The 19,170-nt window shown below is 39.3% G+C and carries 14 protein-coding genes and 1 other annotated feature (1 of these 15 cut by a window edge); all 14 genes read left to right on the top strand.

Annotated features, from left to right (window positions below):
* Positions 1-81 (top strand) — a sequence feature (ribosomal protein L10 leader region) (it extends 66 nt beyond the left edge of the window).
* Between the two features lie 32 nt (positions 82-113).
* Entirely contained in the window at positions 114-614 is a 501-nt protein-coding gene (rplJ, locus tag ACOMCU_RS14750; protein ID WP_010860619.1) for a 50S ribosomal protein L10, read from the top strand.
* A 74-nt stretch (positions 615-688) separates the two neighbouring features.
* The gene (rplL, locus tag ACOMCU_RS14745) at positions 689-1,048 is read left to right on the top strand and encodes a 50S ribosomal protein L7/L12 (protein WP_010860618.1); all 360 of its coding nucleotides are present in this window, start codon (positions 689-691) and stop codon (positions 1,046-1,048) included.
* A 76-nt stretch (positions 1,049-1,124) separates the two neighbouring features.
* Entirely contained in the window at positions 1,125-1,727 is a 603-nt protein-coding gene (locus ACOMCU_RS14740) for a class I SAM-dependent methyltransferase (RefSeq protein ID WP_421050551.1), read from the top strand.
* A 241-nt stretch (positions 1,728-1,968) separates the two neighbouring features.
* The gene (gene rpoB / locus ACOMCU_RS14735; RefSeq protein WP_196228899.1) at positions 1,969-5,544 is read left to right on the top strand and encodes a DNA-directed RNA polymerase subunit beta; all 3,576 of its coding nucleotides are present in this window, start codon (positions 1,969-1,971) and stop codon (positions 5,542-5,544) included.
* 168 nt (positions 5,545-5,712) lie between these two features.
* A complete protein-coding gene (rpoC, locus tag ACOMCU_RS14730) occupies positions 5,713-9,399 on the top strand; it encodes a DNA-directed RNA polymerase subunit beta' (protein WP_010860615.1) in 3,687 nt (1,228 codons plus the stop codon).
* A 138-nt stretch (positions 9,400-9,537) separates the two neighbouring features.
* On the top strand, positions 9,538-9,786 hold the full coding sequence (locus ACOMCU_RS14725; RefSeq protein WP_010860614.1) for a ribosomal L7Ae/L30e/S12e/Gadd45 family protein: 249 nt from the start codon (positions 9,538-9,540) through the stop codon (positions 9,784-9,786).
* 98 nt (positions 9,787-9,884) lie between these two features.
* A complete protein-coding gene (gene rpsL / locus ACOMCU_RS14720) occupies positions 9,885-10,304 on the top strand; it encodes a 30S ribosomal protein S12 (RefSeq protein WP_010860613.1) in 420 nt (139 codons plus the stop codon).
* Between the two features lie 150 nt (positions 10,305-10,454).
* Complete coding sequence (gene rpsG, locus ACOMCU_RS14715) at positions 10,455-10,925, top strand: 30S ribosomal protein S7 (RefSeq protein ID WP_010860612.1); 471 nt, start codon at positions 10,455-10,457, stop codon at positions 10,923-10,925.
* 80 nt (positions 10,926-11,005) lie between these two features.
* Entirely contained in the window at positions 11,006-13,084 is a 2,079-nt protein-coding gene (fusA, locus tag ACOMCU_RS14710; protein ID WP_010860611.1) for an elongation factor G, read from the top strand.
* Positions 13,085-13,220: 136 nt separating this feature from the next.
* Positions 13,221-14,408: an elongation factor Tu gene (gene tuf / locus ACOMCU_RS14705; RefSeq protein WP_010860610.1), complete on the top strand. Its 1,188-nt coding sequence runs from the start codon at positions 13,221-13,223 to the stop codon at positions 14,406-14,408.
* 100 nt (positions 14,409-14,508) lie between these two features.
* A complete protein-coding gene (locus tag ACOMCU_RS14700) occupies positions 14,509-15,192 on the top strand; it encodes a response regulator transcription factor (protein ID WP_010860609.1) in 684 nt (227 codons plus the stop codon).
* Positions 15,193-15,198: 6 nt separating this feature from the next.
* A complete protein-coding gene (locus ACOMCU_RS14695; RefSeq protein ID WP_036131671.1) occupies positions 15,199-16,215 on the top strand; it encodes a sensor histidine kinase in 1,017 nt (338 codons plus the stop codon).
* Positions 16,216-16,311: 96 nt separating this feature from the next.
* The gene (locus ACOMCU_RS14690) at positions 16,312-17,073 is read left to right on the top strand and encodes an ABC transporter ATP-binding protein (protein WP_421050550.1); all 762 of its coding nucleotides are present in this window, start codon (positions 16,312-16,314) and stop codon (positions 17,071-17,073) included.
* On the top strand, positions 17,063-19,042 hold the full coding sequence (locus ACOMCU_RS14685) for an FtsX-like permease family protein (RefSeq protein WP_421050549.1): 1,980 nt from the start codon (positions 17,063-17,065) through the stop codon (positions 19,040-19,042). Before ACOMCU_RS14690 ends, ACOMCU_RS14685 begins: the two co-directional genes overlap by 11 nt.
* The last annotated feature ends 128 nt before the right edge of the window (positions 19,043-19,170 follow it).

Genomic DNA, 19,170 nt, shown 5'->3' with positions numbered 1-19,170 from the left:
TCGGAATTCGGATTCTTATTTTAAAGATGATGACTTTCAGCCTCTGTGTCTATATGACCCAGAGGCTTTTCTTTTGTCGGTATAAATGACTCATTCTAATAGGAGGTGTCATCATGAGCAAAGCAATCGAAAACAAACAATCACAAGTGCAAGAAATCACTGAAAAATTCCAAGGCGCTGCTTCTGTAGTAGTAGTGGATTATCGTGGTCTTAACGTTGCGCAAGTAACTGAACTTCGTAAACAGCTTCGTGAAGCTGGCGTTGAGTTCAAAGTTTACAAAAATACTTTAACTCGTCGTGCTGCTGAAGCTGCTGGCGTTGAAGGAATCAACGAAGTATTAACTGGTCCTAACGCAATTGCGTTCTCAACTGAAGATGTTGTAGCTCCTGCTAAAATCATCAACGAGTTCGCTAAGAAAAACGAAGCTTTAGAAATTAAAGCAGGTATTATTGAAGGTACAATCTCTTCTGTTGAAGATGTTAAAGCACTTGCAGAACTTCCATCACGCGAAGGTCTTCTTTCAATGCTTTTATCTGTACTTCAAGCTCCAGTGCGCAACTTCGCACTTGCAACAAAAGCTGTTGCAGAACAAAAAGAAGAACAAGGCGCGTAATTTCTTACGTTGCATAACTTCCGCGGCTTGACCGCAAAAAAACTAAAACATTATCCAATTAGGAGGAAATTATAATGAACAAAGAGCAAATCTTAGAAGCTATCAAAGCTATGACAGTTCTTGAATTAAACGATTTAGTAAAAGCTATCGAAGAAGAATTCGGTGTAACAGCTGCTGCTCCAGTAGCAGTAGTTGCTGGCGGTGCTGCTGCAGCTGAAGAAAAAACAGAATTTGACGTAGTATTAGCATCTGCTGGTGCAGAAAAAATTAAAGTAATCAAAGTGGTTCGTGAAATCACTGGTTTAGGTCTTAAAGAAGCTAAAGAAGTTGTAGATAACGCTCCTAAAGCTCTTAAAGAAGGCGTTTCTAAAGATGAAGCTGAACAAATCAAAGCTAAACTTGAAGAAGTTGGCGCATCTGTAGAAGTTAAGTAATCTCGTATTACTTTCATACAAAAAGAAAGCTCGTCATTTGTGGCGAGCTTTTTCTTCATTCTGAGGAGGCATGAAAATGTCAGATCACTATTATACAAATAAACCTCAAACTGAGAGTAAACCTCGTCACTGGACATTTAAGTTACTTGGGCATGCGTTTTCTTTTGAAACGGATGCAGGTGTATTTAGTAAAAGCGAAGTAGATTTTGGATCCCGTGTATTAATTGAGACGTTTGAAATGCCTGGAATTGATGGTACGATTTTTGATGTGGGCTGTGGATATGGACCGATTGGATTGTCTATTGCCAAAGCAAATCCAGAACGTACTGTATTTATGATGGATATAAACGAACGTGCAGTTGCGCTTTCGCAAAAAAATGCGCAAGTAAACGGAGTTCAAAATGTACGAATATTTGTAAGTGACGGACTATCGATGGTGGATAATGATGCAAAGGCTGCGGCTATTTTAACCAACCCTCCAATTCGTGCAGGAAAAGATACAATTTTCCGTTTTTACGATGGTGCTTACGATAAGCTAGTGACATCTGGAGAGTTGTGGATAGTGATTCAGAAGAAGCAGGGTGCACCTTCAACGGTAAGTTACTTAGAAGAGAAGTTTTTAGAAGTTGATGTTGTCGAGAAGAAAAAAGGATACTGGATCATACGTGCAAGAAAATAAATGAAATATGTATAAAATATTGACTTGACAAATCGGCTATGATAATATGATACAATGCAAAAATATTATTTTGAGGTCGTGTGCCCTTTTGTATATAATTGGTTTTATGCGGGTATACTTGCCAAGATAAGTTTAGTTAACCGAAAATGAGATCTTTTTGAAGACTCGTTTTCTTTTTGTCTTTCGAAATCATACACTATTTGTAGGATTTTGCAAAGACCTAATATCGCTTTATTGAGGGGTGAATGAGTTGACAGGTCAACTAGTTCAGTACGGACAACACCGCCAGCGTAGAAGCTTTGCGCGTATTAAAGAGGTGCTTGAGCTTCCAAATCTGATTGAGATTCAAACGGCGTCTTACGAGTGGTTCCTTGAAGAAGGTTTACGTGAAATGTTCCGTGACATTTCGCCGATCGAGGACTTTACAGGTAATCTTTCATTAGAATTCATCGATTATACATTAGGTGATCCTAAGTATGATGTGGATGAGTGTAAAGAGCGAGATGTTACTTACGCAGCTCCATTACGTGTGAAAGTACGTCTTTACAACAAAGAAACAGACGAAGTGAAAGAACAAGATGTATTCATGGGTGATTTCCCATTAATGACAGAAACAGGTACGTTCATTATCAATGGTGCTGAACGCGTTATCGTTTCACAATTAGTTCGTTCACCAAGTGTGTATTTTCATGATAAAACTGATAAAAACGGTAAAAAAGGCTTCGGAGCAACAGTTATTCCAAACCGCGGCGCTTGGTTAGAATATGAAACTGACGCAAAAGACGTAGTATACGTGCGTATTGACCGTACACGTAAACTACCAGCAACAGTGTTGCTTCGTGCATTAGGTTTCGGTTCAGATCAAGAAATTATCGATATTATCGGTGATAACGAGTATTTACGTAATACGCTTGAAAAAGATAACTCTGAAAGTACAGAAAAAGCACTTTTAGAAATATATGAGCGTTTACGTCCAGGTGAACCACCAACAGTTGAAAGTGCAAAGAGCTTATTATACTCTCGCTTCTTCGACGCAAAACGCTATGATTTAGCGAATGTTGGTCGTTACAAAATGAATAAAAAGCTTCATATAAAAAATCGTTTATTCAACCAAACGATTGCAGAGACGCTTGTAGATCCAGAAACAGGCGAAATTTTAGTAGAAAAAGGTACATTGCTTGATCGTCGTACATTAGATAAAATCTTACCGTACCTAGAGGATTCTTCAAAAGGTATCGGCTACCGCACTTTATCACAAGTTGGTGGTGTACTTGAGGATGATGTAACAATTCAATCTATTAAAATTTATGCTCCAAAAGATGAAGCACAAAAAGAAATCAATGTAATTAGTAATGCGTACATTGATGAAGAAGTAAAAAACATTACACCTGCTGATGTTCTATCTTCAGTAAGTTACTTCTTCAACCTACTTTACCAAGTAGGGGCAACAGATGATATTGACCATTTAGGTAACCGTCGTTTACGCTCTGTTGGTGAATTACTACAAAATCAATTCCGTATCGGTTTATCTCGTATGGAACGTGTAGTACGTGAGCGTATGTCTATTAACGACACGGCTGCCATCGTACCACAGCAACTAATCAATATCCGTCCTGTAATTGCGTCTATTAAAGAGTTCTTCGGTAGCTCTCAATTATCTCAATTCATGGACCAAACAAACCCATTAGCAGAGTTAACGCATAAACGTCGTCTATCTGCATTAGGACCTGGTGGTTTAACGCGTGAGCGTGCTGGATTCGAAGTACGTGACGTTCACTACTCTCACTATGGTCGTATGTGTCCAATCGAGACACCAGAGGGTCCGAACATTGGGTTAATCAACTCATTATCTTCATTTGCAAAAGTAAATAAATTCGGATTCATTGAAACACCTTATCGTCGTATTGACCATGAAACTGGTAAAGTAACGGATCAAATCGATTATTTAACAGCTGACGAAGAAGATAACTACTACGTAGCACAAGCGAACTCGTTATTAAACCCAGATGGTACATTTACAAATGACGAAGTAGTAGGTCGTTTCCGTGGAGATAACACCGTATTCAATAAGTCACAAATGGACTACATGGACGTATCTCCTAAACAAGTAGTTTCTGCTGCGACAGCGTGTATCCCGTTCTTAGAAAACGATGACTCTAACCGTGCACTTATGGGTGCCAACATGCAACGTCAAGCGGTTCCTCTATTAAATCCAGAAGCACCATTCGTTGGTACTGGTATGGAACACGTAGATGCTCGTGACTCAGGTGCGGCAGTTGTAGCGAAATATGATGGTATTGTAGAGCATGTTGAAGCTCGCTCAATCCACATACGTCGCATTGAAACAATTGACGGTAAAGAGGTTAAAGGCGATTTAACGAAATATAAATTACAAAAATTCATTCGTTCAAATCAAGGTACTTCATATAACCAACGTCCACTTGTAAAAGTTGGCGAACGTGTGAAACCTCGTGATATTTTAGCAGACGGTCCATCTATGGAAAAAGGTGAACTAGCTCTAGGTCGTAACGTTCTTGTTGCATTCATGACATGGAACGGCTTCAACTATGAGGATGCGGTTATCATGAGTGAACGCCTTGTAAAAGACGATGTGTATACTTCAGTTCATATTGAAGAATACGAATCAGAGTCTCGCGATACAAAATTAGGACCTGAAGAAATTACTCGTGATATTCCAAACGTCGGAGAAGATGCACTTCGTAACTTAGACGAACGTGGAATCATCCGTATTGGTGCGGAAGTTCGTGACGGTGATATTCTTGTTGGTAAAGTAACGCCTAAAGGGGTTACAGAATTAACTGCTGAAGAGCGTTTATTACACGCAATCTTTGGTGAAAAAGCACGTGAAGTTCGTGATACTTCATTACGCGTACCACATGGTGCGGGCGGTATTATTCTTGACGTGAAAGTATTTAACCGTGAAGATGGCGATGAGTTACCACCAGGTGTTAACCAATTAGTTCGTGCATACATTGTTCAAAAACGTAAGATTCGCGTTGGGGACAAAATGGCCGGACGTCATGGTAACAAAGGGGTTATCTCTCGTATTTTACCGGAAGAAGATATGCCATTTATGCCAGATGGCACGCCTGTAGATATCATGTTAAACCCACTAGGCGTACCTTCTCGTATGAATATCGGACAAGTTTTAGAGCTACACTTAGGTATGGCTTCTCGTTACTTAGGTATTCATATGGCAACACCAGTATTTGATGGTGCCAACGAGGAAGATGTTTGGGAAACGATGGAAGAAGCAGGGATGAACCGTGATGGTAAAACAATCCTGTATGATGGACGTTCAGGTGAGCCATTTGATAACCGTGTATCTGTTGGGATCATGTACATGATCAAACTTGCACACATGGTTGATGATAAACTTCATGCACGTTCAACTGGTCCTTACTCACTTGTTACGCAACAACCACTTGGTGGTAAAGCGCAGTTCGGTGGACAACGCTTTGGTGAGATGGAAGTATGGGCACTTGAAGCATACGGTGCTGCGTACACACTTCAAGAAATCTTAACAGTTAAATCTGATGACGTGGTTGGTCGTGTGAAAACATATGAAGCCATTGTTAAAGGTGAAAGTGTACCAGAGCCTGGCGTTCCAGAATCATTCAAAGTATTGATCAAAGAACTTCAATCTCTTGGTATGGATGTAAAAATGTTAACAATCAATGATGAAGAAGTAGAGCTTCGCGATTTAGACGAAGAAGAAGATCTTCAACCAGCTGATGCACTTAACATTGCACCACAGCCAGAAACAGAAGAAGAGCCAGTGGAGTCATTTGAATAATTAACACTATTCAGAGCCGGGCAGGATTTGATGCCCTGTCCGGCTTTTCTTTACTTGTAAAACAATCTATTTTTAATCTTTTGTCAAAGAAGTACATTTTTTGCAAACGATTGTCGAGCTGCGTAAAAGAGTCTTTATAAAGACCTATACTAAAGGGAGGTAGGCTCCTTGATAGACGTTAATGAATTTGAATATATGAAAATTGGTTTAGCTTCTCCTGATAAGATTCGTTCTTGGTCTTACGGTGAAGTCAAAAAACCTGAAACAATTAACTACCGAACATTAAAACCAGAAAAAGATGGTTTATTCTGTGAACGTATTTTCGGTCCAACTAAAGACTGGGAATGTCACTGTGGTAAATACAAACGTGTCCGCTATAAAGGCGTTGTTTGTGACCGTTGTGGTGTTGAAGTAACACGTGCAAAAGTTCGTCGTGAACGTATGGGGCACATCGAACTAGCAGCCCCAGTTTCTCACATTTGGTACTTCAAAGGCATTCCAAGCCGTATGGGTCTTATCTTAGATATGTCTCCACGTGCTTTAGAAGAAGTGATTTACTTCGCATCGTATGTTGTGATTGAACCAGGTGCTACAAACTTAGAAAGTAAGCAATTACTTTCTGAAAAAGAGTACCGTGCATACCGTGAAAAATTCGGCAGCACATTCGAAGCAGCGATGGGTGCAGAAGCAATCAAAAGGCTTCTTGCTAAAATCGATCTTGAAGATGAAACATATTCTTTAAAAGAAGAGTTGAAATCTGCACAAGGTCAACGTCGTACACGTGCGATTAAACGTCTTGAAGTTGTAGAATCGTTCCGTAACTCAGGCAACTCCCCTGAGTGGATGATTTTAGATGTACTACCAGTTATTCCACCAGAGCTTCGTCCAATGGTGCAATTAGACGGTGGTCGTTTTGCAACATCTGACTTAAATGATCTTTACCGTCGTGTGATCAACCGTAACAACCGTTTAAAACGTTTACTAGACCTTGGTGCACCAAGCATCATCGTTCAAAACGAAAAACGTATGTTACAAGAAGCTGTTGATGCATTAATCGATAACGGTCGTCGTGGTCGTCCGGTAACAGGTCCAGGTAACCGTCCGTTAAAATCACTTTCACACATGCTGAAAGGTAAACAAGGTCGTTTCCGTCAAAACTTACTTGGTAAACGTGTTGACTACTCTGGTCGTTCGGTTATCGTAGTAGGTCCAAACTTAAAAATGTATCAATGTGGTCTACCAAAAGAAATGGCAATTGAGCTATTTAAACCTTTCGTCATGAAAGAGTTAGTAGAACGTGGTCTTGCACATAACATTAAATCTGCTAAACGTAAAATTGAACGTTTAAACAACGATGTATGGGACGTTTTAGAAGACGTAATTCGTGAGCATCCGGTATTACTTAACCGTGCACCGACGCTTCACCGTCTTGGTATCCAAGCGTTTGAACCAACATTAGTTGAAGGGCGTGCCATTCGTCTCCACCCATTGGTATGTACAGCTTATAACGCTGACTTCGATGGTGACCAAATGGCGGTACACGTGCCTTTATCAGCGGAAGCACAGGCTGAAGCTCGTCTTCTAATGCTTGCGGCACAAAATATCCTGAACCCGAAAGACGGTAAACCAGTTGTAACACCGTCTCAAGATATGGTATTAGGTAACTATTATCTAACACTTGAGCGTGAAGATGCTTGTGGTGAAGGTTCAATTTTCTATGGTCCAAATGAAGTGCTAATCGCGTATGATACAGGTCATGTACACTTGCATACACGTATTGCTATAAAAGCAAGTTCTCTACACAATCCAACATTTACTGAAGAACAAAATAATATGTTCTTATTAACTACTGTTGGTAAAGTAATCTTTAACGAAATCTTGCCTGAATCATTCCCGTTCATCAATGAACCAACTGCATTCAATTTAGAGCAAGAAACACCAGCAAAATATTTCGTTAATTTAACTATTGATGAAGAAACATTAAAAGAGCTTGAAGCAGATGCTGCTTACAACGAACTTGATGAAAAAGGTAAAGTAGAAGCACAACGTACAGCTGTCCTTCGCAAATACTTTGCATCAGTACCAGTTGTAAATCCATTCCGTAAAAAGTTCTTAGGTAACATTATTGCTGAAGTATTCAAACGTTTCCATATTACAGAAACGTCTAAAATGCTTGACCGTATGAAAAATCTAGGTTTCAAATATTCTACTAAAGCTGGTATTACTGTTGGTGTATCTGACATCGTGGTTTTACCGGATAAAGGTGATATTTTAGCAATAGCACAAGACAAAGTAGATAAAGTGCAAGCACAATTCCGTCGTGGTTTCATCACAGAGGAAGAGCGTTATGACCGCGTTATCTCTAGTTGGAGTGCTGCGAAAGATGAAATCCAATCAAAACTAATGAAATCGCTTGAGAAAACAAACCCAATCTTCATGATGTCTGACTCAGGTGCCCGTGGTAACGCATCTAACTTTACACAGTTAGCTGGTATGCGTGGTCTGATGGCCAACCCGGCTGGTCGTATCATCGAACTTCCAATCAAATCTTCATTCCGTGAAGGCTTAACAGTATTGGAATACTTCATCTCTACGCATGGTGCACGTAAAGGTCTTGCCGATACTGCCCTAAAAACTGCCGATTCAGGTTACTTAACTCGTCGTCTAGTAGACGTAGCACAAGATGTTATCGTTCGTGAAGATGATTGTGGAACTGACCGTGGTTTAACAATTGGTGCGTTAATGGAAGGTACAGAGTTAATTGAAGCGTTAGACGAACGTATTGTTGGCCGTCATACGAAGAAAACAATTTATCATCCAGAAACAGGCGAAGTGATTTTAGCAAAAGACGGACTAATCGACCAAGATATAGCTCGTATCATTACTGAGTTAGGTATTGAAGAAGTAACAATTCGTTCTGCATTTACATGTAATACAAAACATGGCGTATGTAAAAAATGTTACGGCATGAACTTAGCAACAGGTGAAGAGGTTGAAGTTGGGGAAGCAGTTGGTATTATTGCAGCTCAATCAATCGGTGAACCAGGTACACAGTTAACAATGCGTACATTCCATACAGGTGGGGTTGCCGGGGATGATATTACACAAGGTCTTCCACGTATCCAAGAGATTTTTGAAGCACGTAATCCTAAAGGTCAATCAGTTATTTCTGATATCGCAGGTACAGTTTCAGACATCACTGAAATCCGTGAAGGTCTAAAAGAAATTACAATTGAAGGTGATGTAGAAACACGTAAATACCCAGCACCTTACAATGCTCGTCTGAAAGTACAAGAAGGCGACTTTGTAGAACGTGGTCAGGTATTGACAGAAGGTTCTATCGATCCAAAACAATTATTAAAAGTTAAAGACGTTTCAACAGTTCAAGTATACCTGTTAAAAGAAGTTCAAAAAGTATACCGTATGCAAGGGGTAGAAATTGGAGATAAACATATCGAGGTAATGGTTCGCCAAATGCTTCGTAAAGTGCGTGTAATTGAAGCTGGTGATACAGAATTATTACCTGGTTCATTACTAGATATCCACCAATTCTCAGAAGCAAATGCAGATGCTGTATTAAATGGCAAAAACCCTGCGACTTGCCGTCCTGTTATTTTAGGTATTACAAAAGCTTCTCTTGAAACAGAATCATTCTTATCTGCTGCATCATTCCAAGAAACAACTCGTGTCTTAACAGATGCTGCCATTAAAGGTAAACGTGATGAACTTCTAGGATTAAAAGAGAACGTAATTATTGGTAAACTTGTTCCGGCAGGTACGGGTATGCAACGTTACCGTCAAATCCGTATTGAAAAAGATGAGCTTGATTTAGAAGAAACAGTTTCTGCTGAATAACTATTAAAACGAGCTCCGAAGAGATGGATTATTACCATCTCTTCGGTCTTTTTAAAGATATTAGTTGACAGTAGGAATTGGTAATGATAATATATTGAAGGTTGATAGTTAACTGTCTATACTTCGGAGGATATGCAAATGTCTTATGATAAAGTAAGGGCTAGTAAAACAATCATAGGTACAAAGCAAGCAGTAAAAGCAATGCGCGATGGCTCAGTGAAAGAACTTTTTGTGGCACTTGATGCAGACAATTGGGTAACCGATTTGGCCATTACTTTCGCGAGAGAAGTCGGTGTGCCAGTTATTCTTGTTGAGTCCAAAAGGGAACTGGGCAAGGCCTGTGGAATCCACGTTGGAGCAGCGGTTGTTGCTATTGCTGTAGAGTAGTTTTTGTGTATAAAACACAAAGACTTTGTTTTTACCCAAAAAATGAACCACCTGGATGTGTGGTATTAACAAGGAATAAATGAAGGGAGGAAATACCGATGCCTACAATTAACCAATTAGTACGTAAGCCTCGTCAATCTAAAATCACGAAATCAAAATCACCAGCGTTAAACAAAGGATATAACTCATTTAAAAAATCTTTAACTGATGTTAAATCTCCACAAAAACGCGGTGTTTGTACTCGTGTTGGTACAATGACACCTCGTAAACCAAACTCAGCGTTACGTAAATACGCTCGTGTACGTTTAACTAACCAAATTGAGGTTACAGCTTATATCCCAGGTGAAGGCCACAACTTACAAGAGCACAGTGTTGTTCTTATCCGTGGCGGACGCGTAAAAGACTTAGCGGGTGTTCGTTACCATATCGTACGTGGAGCTCTTGATACAGCTGGTGTAAACGGTCGTTTACAATCACGTTCTAAATACGGAACAAAACGCCCTAAAGAAAAAAAATAATTTAACGTTTAATCGCGTTATCTAATAATGAGCCTCATACTAGTTGTCACAAATATCAAATCTTGCTAGCAGATTTGATATTTGACCGACAAATACGACAAGGCCAACTTTATAAAATAAATCGATAACTATTCGAAAGGAGGAAAACACATGCCTCGTAAAGGTCCTGTTTCCAAACGTGACGTGTTACCAGATCCAATTTATAGTTCAAAACTAGTAACTCGTTTAATCAATAAAATGATGGTTGATGGTAAAAGAGGTACTTCTCAAAAGATTTTATACGGTGCGTTCGAGATTGTTAAAGAACGTTCTGGTGAAAATCCAATTGAAGTATTCGAAGCTGCTCTAAATAACGTAATGCCAGTTCTTGAAGTACGCGCTCGCCGTGTTGGTGGTTCTAACTACCAAGTACCGGTTGAAGTACGTCCAGAACGTCGTACAACTTTAGGTCTTCGTTACCTAGTTAACTATTCTCGTCTTCGTGGTGAAAAAACTATGGAAGAGCGTTTAGCTAACGAAATCCTAGATGCTTCAAACAACACTGGTGCATCAGTTAAGAAACGTGAAGATATGCATAAAATGGCAGAAGCGAACAAAGCATTCGCTCACTACCGTTGGTAATTTAACCTATGTGTTAGCTAATTGGCTAACACAAGGTCTTTTATACAGTCTTTACCCCAATATGGAAGGAGAAATTTCCTATGAAACGCGAATTCTCACTTGAGAATACTCGTAATATTGGGATCATGGCTCACATTGATGCTGGTAAAACAACAACAACTGAGCGTATCCTTTATTACACTGGTAAGATTCACAAAATCGGTGAAACACATGAAGGCGCTTCTCAAATGGACTGGATGGAGCAAGAGCAAGAACGTGGTATTACAATCACTTCTGCTGCAACAACAGCACAATGGGCAGGCCACCGTGTAAACATCATCGATACTCCTGGACACGTAGACTTCACTGTAGAAGTAGAACGTTCATTACGCGTACTTGACGGTGCTGTAACAGTACTTGATGCTCAATCAGGTGTTGAGCCTCAAACTGAAACTGTATGGCGTCAAGCTACAACATACGGTGTTCCACGTATTGTATTCATTAACAAAATGGACAAAACAGGAGCAGATTTCTTATATTCTGTAGGAACTCTACACGATCGTTTACAAGCAAACGCTCATCCTGTCCAATTACCTATCGGAGCTGAAGATGAGTTCTCTGCAATCATCGACCTAGTTGAAATGAAAGCTACTTTCTACGGCGACGAAAAAGGTACAGCAGTAACTGAAGGTGAAATTCCTGAAGAATACCGCGCACAAGCTGAAGAATACCGTGAAAAATTAATCGACGCTGTTGCAAGTGTTGATGAAGAAATCATGGAAAAATATTTAGAAGGCGAAGAAATTTCTGTTGCTGAACTTAAAGCGGCTATCCGTCGTGCTACGATCGCAGTAGAATTCTACCCAGTAATCTGTGGTACAGCATTCAAACACAAAGGCGTACGCCCAATGTTAAATGCAGTTATCGATTACTTACCATCTCCAGTTGATGTACCAGCAATCAAAGGTACTTCAGTAGATGGTGACGATGAGTTAGAACGTAAATCTTCTGATGAAGAGCCATTCTCAGCTCTTGCATTCAAAGTTATGACTGACCCATTCGTAGGTAAGTTAACTTTCTTCCGTGTGTACTCTGGAACATTAGATTCAGGTTCATACGTACAAAACTCTTCTAAAGGTAAACGTGAACGTGTTGGTCGTATCCTACAAATGCACGCTAACTCTCGTGAAGAGATTTCTAAAGTATTCGCTGGGGACATCGCAGCAGCAGTAGGTCTTAAAGATACTACTACTGGTGATACTCTATGTGACGAGAAAAACCTAGTTATTCTTGAATCAATGGAGTTCCCTGAGCCAGTAATTTCTCTTTCTGTAGAACCAAAATCAAAAGCTGACCAAGATAAAATGGGTCAAGCTTTACAAAAACTTCAAGAAGAGGATCCAACTTTCCGTGCTCACACTGACACAGAAACTGGACAAACAATCATCTCAGGTATGGGTGAGCTTCACCTTGATATCTTAGTTGACCGTATGCGCCGTGAATTTAAAGTAGAAGCTAACGTAGGTGCTCCAATGGTATCTTACCGTGAAACATTCCGTGGCTCAGCAAAAGTTCAAGGTAAATTCACTCGCCAATCTGGTGGTCGTGGACAGTACGGAGACGTAACGATTGAGTTCTCTCCAAATGAAGAAGGTAAAGGCTTTGAATTCGAAAACGCTATCGTTGGTGGTGTAATTCCTCGTGAATACATTCCTGCAGTTGAAGCTGGTCTTCGTGACTCTCTTGACCGCGGTGTAGTAGCTGGTTACCCTCTAATCGACATTAAAGCGAAATTAGTATTCGGTTCTTACCATGACGTTGACTCGAATGAGATGGCGTTCAAAATTGCTGCATCTATGGCTCTTAAAGAAGCTTCGAAACAATGTGACGCTGTTATTTTAGAACCAATGATGAAAGTTGAAGTTGTAATTCCAGAAGAATACCTTGGTGATATCATGGGTAACATTACTTCTCGTCGTGGACGCGTTGAGGGTATGGATGCTCGCGGTAACTCTCAAGTTGTTCGTGCAATGGTTCCTTTAGCGGAAATGTTTGGTTATGCAACGACTCTTCGTTCTGCAACGCAAGGTCGTGGTGTATTCTCAATGACATTTGATCATTATGAAGAAGTACCAAAATCAATCGCTGCTGAAATCATCAAAAAAAATAAAGGTGAATAATTGAATTTTCATCTTGCATAAAGTATAACTAATTTGTAAGCTATGATTGCAGGATAGGGGATGGGCCCGTTCTCTATCAGCATTCATTCTATAAATTCCAAAAATAAAACATATAATTTTGAGGAGGCAATCTCTAATGGCTAAAGAAAAATTTGACCGTTCAAAAACGCATGCTAACATTGGTACAATCGGACACGTTGACCATGGTAAAACTACTCTAACTGCTGCAATCGCTACAGTTCTTTCTAAAAAAATGGGTGGTACAGCTAAGTCTTACGCTGACATCGATAACGCACCAGAAGAAAAAGAACGTGGTATTACAATCAATACTTCTCACGTAGAATACGAAACAGAAACTCGTCACTATGCACACGTTGACTGCCCAGGACATGCTGACTATGTTAAAAACATGATCACTGGCGCTGCACAAATGGACGGCGGTATCTTAGTAGTATCTGCTGCTGATGGCCCAATGCCACAAACTCGTGAACACATCCTTTTATCTCGTCAAGTTGGTGTTCCATACTTAGTAGTATTCATGAACAAATGTGATATGGTTGACGACGAAGAATTATTAGAGTTAGTAGAAATGGAAATCCGTGACCTACTATCTGAATATGACTTCCCAGGCGACGATATTCCTGTAATCAAAGGTTCTGCTCTTAAAGCTCTTGAAGGCGAAGCAGAATGGGAAGAAAAAATCGTTGAATTAATGGACGCTGTAGATTCTTATATCCCAACTCCAGAACGTCAAACTGACAAACCATTCATGATGCCAGTAGAGGACGTATTCTCTATCACTGGTCGTGGTACAGTAGCAACTGGCCGTGTTGAACGTGGTGTAGTTAAAGTCGGCGACGTAATTGAAATCGTTGGTATTAACGAAGAAGCTAAATCTACAACTGTAACAGGTGTAGAAATGTTCCGTAAATTATTAGACTATGCTGAAGCTGGTGACAACATTGGTGCTTTACTTCGTGGTGTAGCTCGTGAAGATATCCAACGTGGTCAAGTATTAGCTAAACCAGGCTCAATCACTCCACACACAAATTTCAAAGCTGAAGTTTACGTTTTATCTAAAGAAGAGGGTGGCCGTCATACTCCATTCTTCTCTAACTACCGTCCTCAGTTCTACTTCCGTACAACTGACGTAACAGGTATCTGTAACTTACCAGAAGGCGTTGAAATGGTAATGCCTGGTGATAACATCGAAATGACTGTAGAACTTATCGCTCCAATCGCTCTTGAAGAAGGTACTAAATTCTCTATCCGTGAGGGTGGCCGTACTGTAGGCGCTGGCGTAGTAGCTACTATCCAAAAATAATTTTAGCGCAAGCTAATTTTTCTAAACCAATCTGTAGGGACGCTTACAGATTGGTTTTTTATGTTAAAATTAGGGGAGGAAGGGGTGCTTATGTATGGAAATGAAGGTTTTATTGATAGAAGATGATCCATCAATTTTTGAAATGATTAAAGATCGCTTTGCACAATGGTCACTACAAGTTAGTGGCCCAAGAGATTTTCAAAAGGTGATGGCTGATTTTATAGAGGAGAAGCCACAACTTGTATTAATTGATATACAACTACCTGCTTATGATGGCTTTCATTGGTGTCGCGAAATAAGGCATATTTCGAAGGTGCCAATTCTCTTTCTATCTTCACGCGATCACCCAATGGATATGGTTATGGCCATGCAAATGGGTGCCGATGACTTTATACAAAAACCTTTTCATATGGAAGTATTGCTTGCAAAGGTACAAGCAATTTTACGTCGTACTTATGACTATGTAGAAGAACAGTTGGAAGTCACACGTTTTAATGATGCAGTTATTGATTATGCAAGAAGCGAAATTATGTATGAAGGACAGTTGATATCTTTGACTAAAAATGAACTCTTTATATTACGCATTTTAGTGGAAAAGGCTAATCAAATTGTTTCGAGGGATGACCTAATGAGGAAATTATGGGACGATGAGCGATTTGTTAACGATAATACATTATCTGTAAATGTAAATCGTTTACGTACAAAACTGGAAGATATCGGGTTACAGGAAGTCATTTTAACAAAAAAAGGGCTGGGTTATATGGCGGTAACGCAAGGGACGTGAATGTGGATGCTTCTATTATTTTTTAAAGAACGACTAGCATGGATAGGGTTTTATGTGTTTATCGTAGTGACACTCAACATATTATTTTTTTTAGACGTTGGATTAGTGAGTATTTCGATTACTTATGTTAATATTTGTATGTTTGTTAGTTTTTTGATATTTTTGCTGTGGCGTTATATTGTAGAAGTAGGTCAGCTAAAAGATTTCCTGGGAAATGTGGATGGACAGCTAGATGATGTTCATAGTAAAAGTATGGACCTGTCACCGTTTCAAGATGCATATTTTACGAAACTTGAAGATGTGTTCTATGTAAAGGATATGGAGTTGAACAAAGCAAAGGTACAATTACAGGAGTATTCAGACGAGCTTCTAGCTTGGGTACATGAGGTGAAGGCACCTTTAACATCCATTAATTTAATGTTGTCTCAGATAGATGATTTAGTATTACGTCGAAAATTAGAACATGAGTGGCTTAGACTTCATTTACTAGTCGATCAACAGTTACATCAAACGCGTCTTGCTTCAATTGAAAAAGATAATTATATGACGGAAATTGAACTTCGTATGGTTGTTTACAAGGAAATCCGTGCAATGCAGCCATGGTGTTTGGAAAGGGGAATTGGCTTTGATGTGGCAGAATTATCGGAAATTGTCATGACAGATGGTAAATGGTTAGCATTTATTGTACGACAAATCCTATCAAATGCCATTAAATATAGTCCTGCAAATACGGAGGTATTGATTTTTTCGGAAGTAGATGCGACTGGCGCACAATTACTACATATAAAAGATGAAGGTATGGGTATTCGTAAGGATGATATACCACGTATCTTTCAAAAGTCTTATACGGGGACAGCTGGTAGAGAGTCTGCACAATCAACAGGCATGGGTTTATACTTGGCACATAATGTGGCAGTGAAAATCGGTATTCGTATTAGTGTGCAGTCCGAGGTTGGTGAAGGTTCCATATTTACATTACGTTTTCCCTTGCAAAATGAATATGTCAAACTAACAGGTAGATGACGAAATTGTCACCTACCTTTTTATATTGTCATGTAAAACGCACGAAATCATTTAGCAGACAGGGTACACTTGGACTATAGGAAGGGGCGCGACTAAGTGGCGGTTTTAATTGGACGTAAAGTAAAAAAAGTATATGGTAAAAAATCAACGGCTCAGGAAGTACTGAAAGGCATTGATGTAGAAGTTAACAAAGGTGAATTCGTAGGTATTATGGGACCCTCTGGTTCAGGTAAGACGACACTATTAAATGTTTTGTGTTCCATCGACTTTGCTACTGAGGGTGTTATCGAAATAAATGGTCAAAGCTTACGTGGTATGAAGGAAAAGGCACTAGCCAATTTCCGCCGTGAACAGTTGGGCTTTATCTTCCAAGATTACAACTTACTCGATACATTAACAGTTAAAGAAAATATATTACTGCCATTAGCGATTGGTAAGTTACCAAAGGCTGTTGCGGAGAGTCGTGTTAAAGAACTAACACACTTATTAGGTATTACAGATATATTAAATAAATATCCGAATGAAATATCAGGTGGTCAAAAGCAACGAACATCTGCTGCTCGTGCGCTGATTACTAATCCATCCCTTGTGTTTGCGGATGAACCAACGGGTGCGCTCGATTCAAAATCAGCTACAGCGCTCCTAAAAAACTTACAAAGTATTAATGAGGCGAAAGAAGCGACGATTATGATGGTTACACATGATGCGGTGGCAGCAAGCTTTTGTACACGTGCTTTGTTTTTAAAAGATGGACTCATTTATAGTGAGCTATATAAAGGTGATAAGACAAGGCAGGCATTTTTCCAGGAAATCATGCATACGCAAAGTGTGCTAGGTGGTGACGGTTATGAGTCTTAGTAAACTCGTGTTCCGCAGCATGAAGAAAAATATGAAGCATTATTACTTATATTTCTTTGCGCTTATTTTTAGTGTCACGCTATATTTTTCTTTTGTGACATTACAAATGAATGCTGAAGTGTTAGCCTCAGTAAAGAAGAGTGGTACAGCAACAGCAGGTTTTGAAGCTGCAACATATATTCTGTACTTTATCATTTTGTTCTTCGTGTTATATGCTAACCATTTATTTATGAAGCGTCGCAGTAAGGAAATCGGCTTGTATCAGTTAATAGGAATGACAAAGGGCCTTATAGTACGTTTATTGGCGGTAGAAAGTATTTTATTATTTGTTGGTGCAGTTGTTTTAGGAATGCTGGCAGGCTTCTTCAGCTCACGTTTCTTTGCGATGGTATTACTACGTGTACTAGAGAAAGAAGCACTTGTGGCAATGACATTCAGTACACAGGCATTACAACAGTCTATTGCAGTATTCTTTATTCTACTAGTAATTGTGCTGGTGCAGGTGGCTTGGATGATTCATCGTGTATCATTGCTATCATTATTTAGTGCTTCTAGAAAAGCAGACGAGCGTGTAAAACGTTTTAGTCCATTACAAATGATGATTGGCTTCTTAGGGCTTGTGTTAATTGCATATGGATATTATGCATCAACAAAACTATTCAATATTGAGTCGACTGGCAATCTTTTTGTTAATATGATTATTATCTTAGCGTCAACAATCGGTGGGACATTCCTTGTATTCCGCTTTTCTGTTGCGTTTATTATGAATGCCGTACGTCTAAAGAAGAATGGGCATTTATCTGTACATGATGTATTAGCATTAACCCCCATTATGCACCGTATGAAAAGTAACGCAAAATCATTGACGCTTATTACGGTTTTAACGGGTGTATCACTTGGGGTTACAACATTATCTTATATTTCATACTACTCGTCAGCAGCATCTGCATACAGTCATGTACCGGGAGATTTTATATTACTTGAAGATAACGGGCAGGAGTTTTTACAGAAGCTAGAGCAAAATAACATTGCTTATAACAAAATTGATTACCGATTACAGGCTGTAACAGCTTCAGTAGCGCAATTACTACCAAATGATCAACAAGATAGCCCATTTTATAATATGAAAGGTATTATTTATACCGTCCCACTCTCTGATTACAAACAAAGTGTGCCCGACGCTTCAGTGTCTGGAAATGATGTCATCTTAACAAATTATGGTGGTTATATGGCAGAAATGTTTCCGTTGGAAAAGGAACATGATATGGCCGTAACTGTGGGAGAACATGAGGAAACTTTTCATGTCGTAGATGTGCAAGATGAAAGTATTATTAGTGGTATTGTGACTGCAGGTGGGGGTGGACCCATTTTTGTAGTAACAGACACATTGTTTGAAAAGCTAGCTACGATATCAGATGGATCACAATGGCATAAACAATCTTCCATCACGTTAAAATCAGAAACAGATTTAGCTTCTGCTGAAAAACTTTATATACAATCGGGTGCAGGTGTTATTTCTTCTATAGATAGGGAAGGGGTAACGCAAAACTATATACAAGCTTCTTATGAGGGGAAACGTAAAGAAAATATCGAAACCTTGGGAATAACGATATTTACGACAGCTTTCTTAGGCTTAGCCTTTTTAATGACAACAGGCAGCATTTTGTACTTTAAACAAATGTCTGAAGCAGAAGAGGAACGAAGCTCATATACGATATTAAGAAAAATTGGATTTGCAGAGCGAGATATTATGAAAGGAATATATATGAAGCAAGCCTTTAATTTTGGCGTACCTTTACTAATCGGATTACTTCATAGTTACTTTGCAGTTAAATCAGGCTGGTTTTTATTTGGCTCAGAACTAACGGCACCGTTATGGATAGCTATGAGTTGCTATATAGCACTATATGCAATCTTTGCTATACTCTCTGTTGGTTATTATAAAAAAGTAATTCGTGAGTCTTTATAAACAAAAATAATCTAAAACTCAAAAAACAGTATGGCTTATTATGCCCCGTACTGTTTTTTGTATTTTCGTATTATCAGTTGATCAGCAAGAGTTAAAGACGATGCTCAACACAGCCATATACGAATGTG

The organism is Lysinibacillus sp. UGB7 (genome assembly GCF_049058285.1).
GTDB lineage: Bacteria > Bacillota > Bacilli > Bacillales_A > Planococcaceae > Lysinibacillus > Lysinibacillus sphaericus_B.
This window is presented reverse-complemented; position numbering and strand designations above follow the sequence as displayed.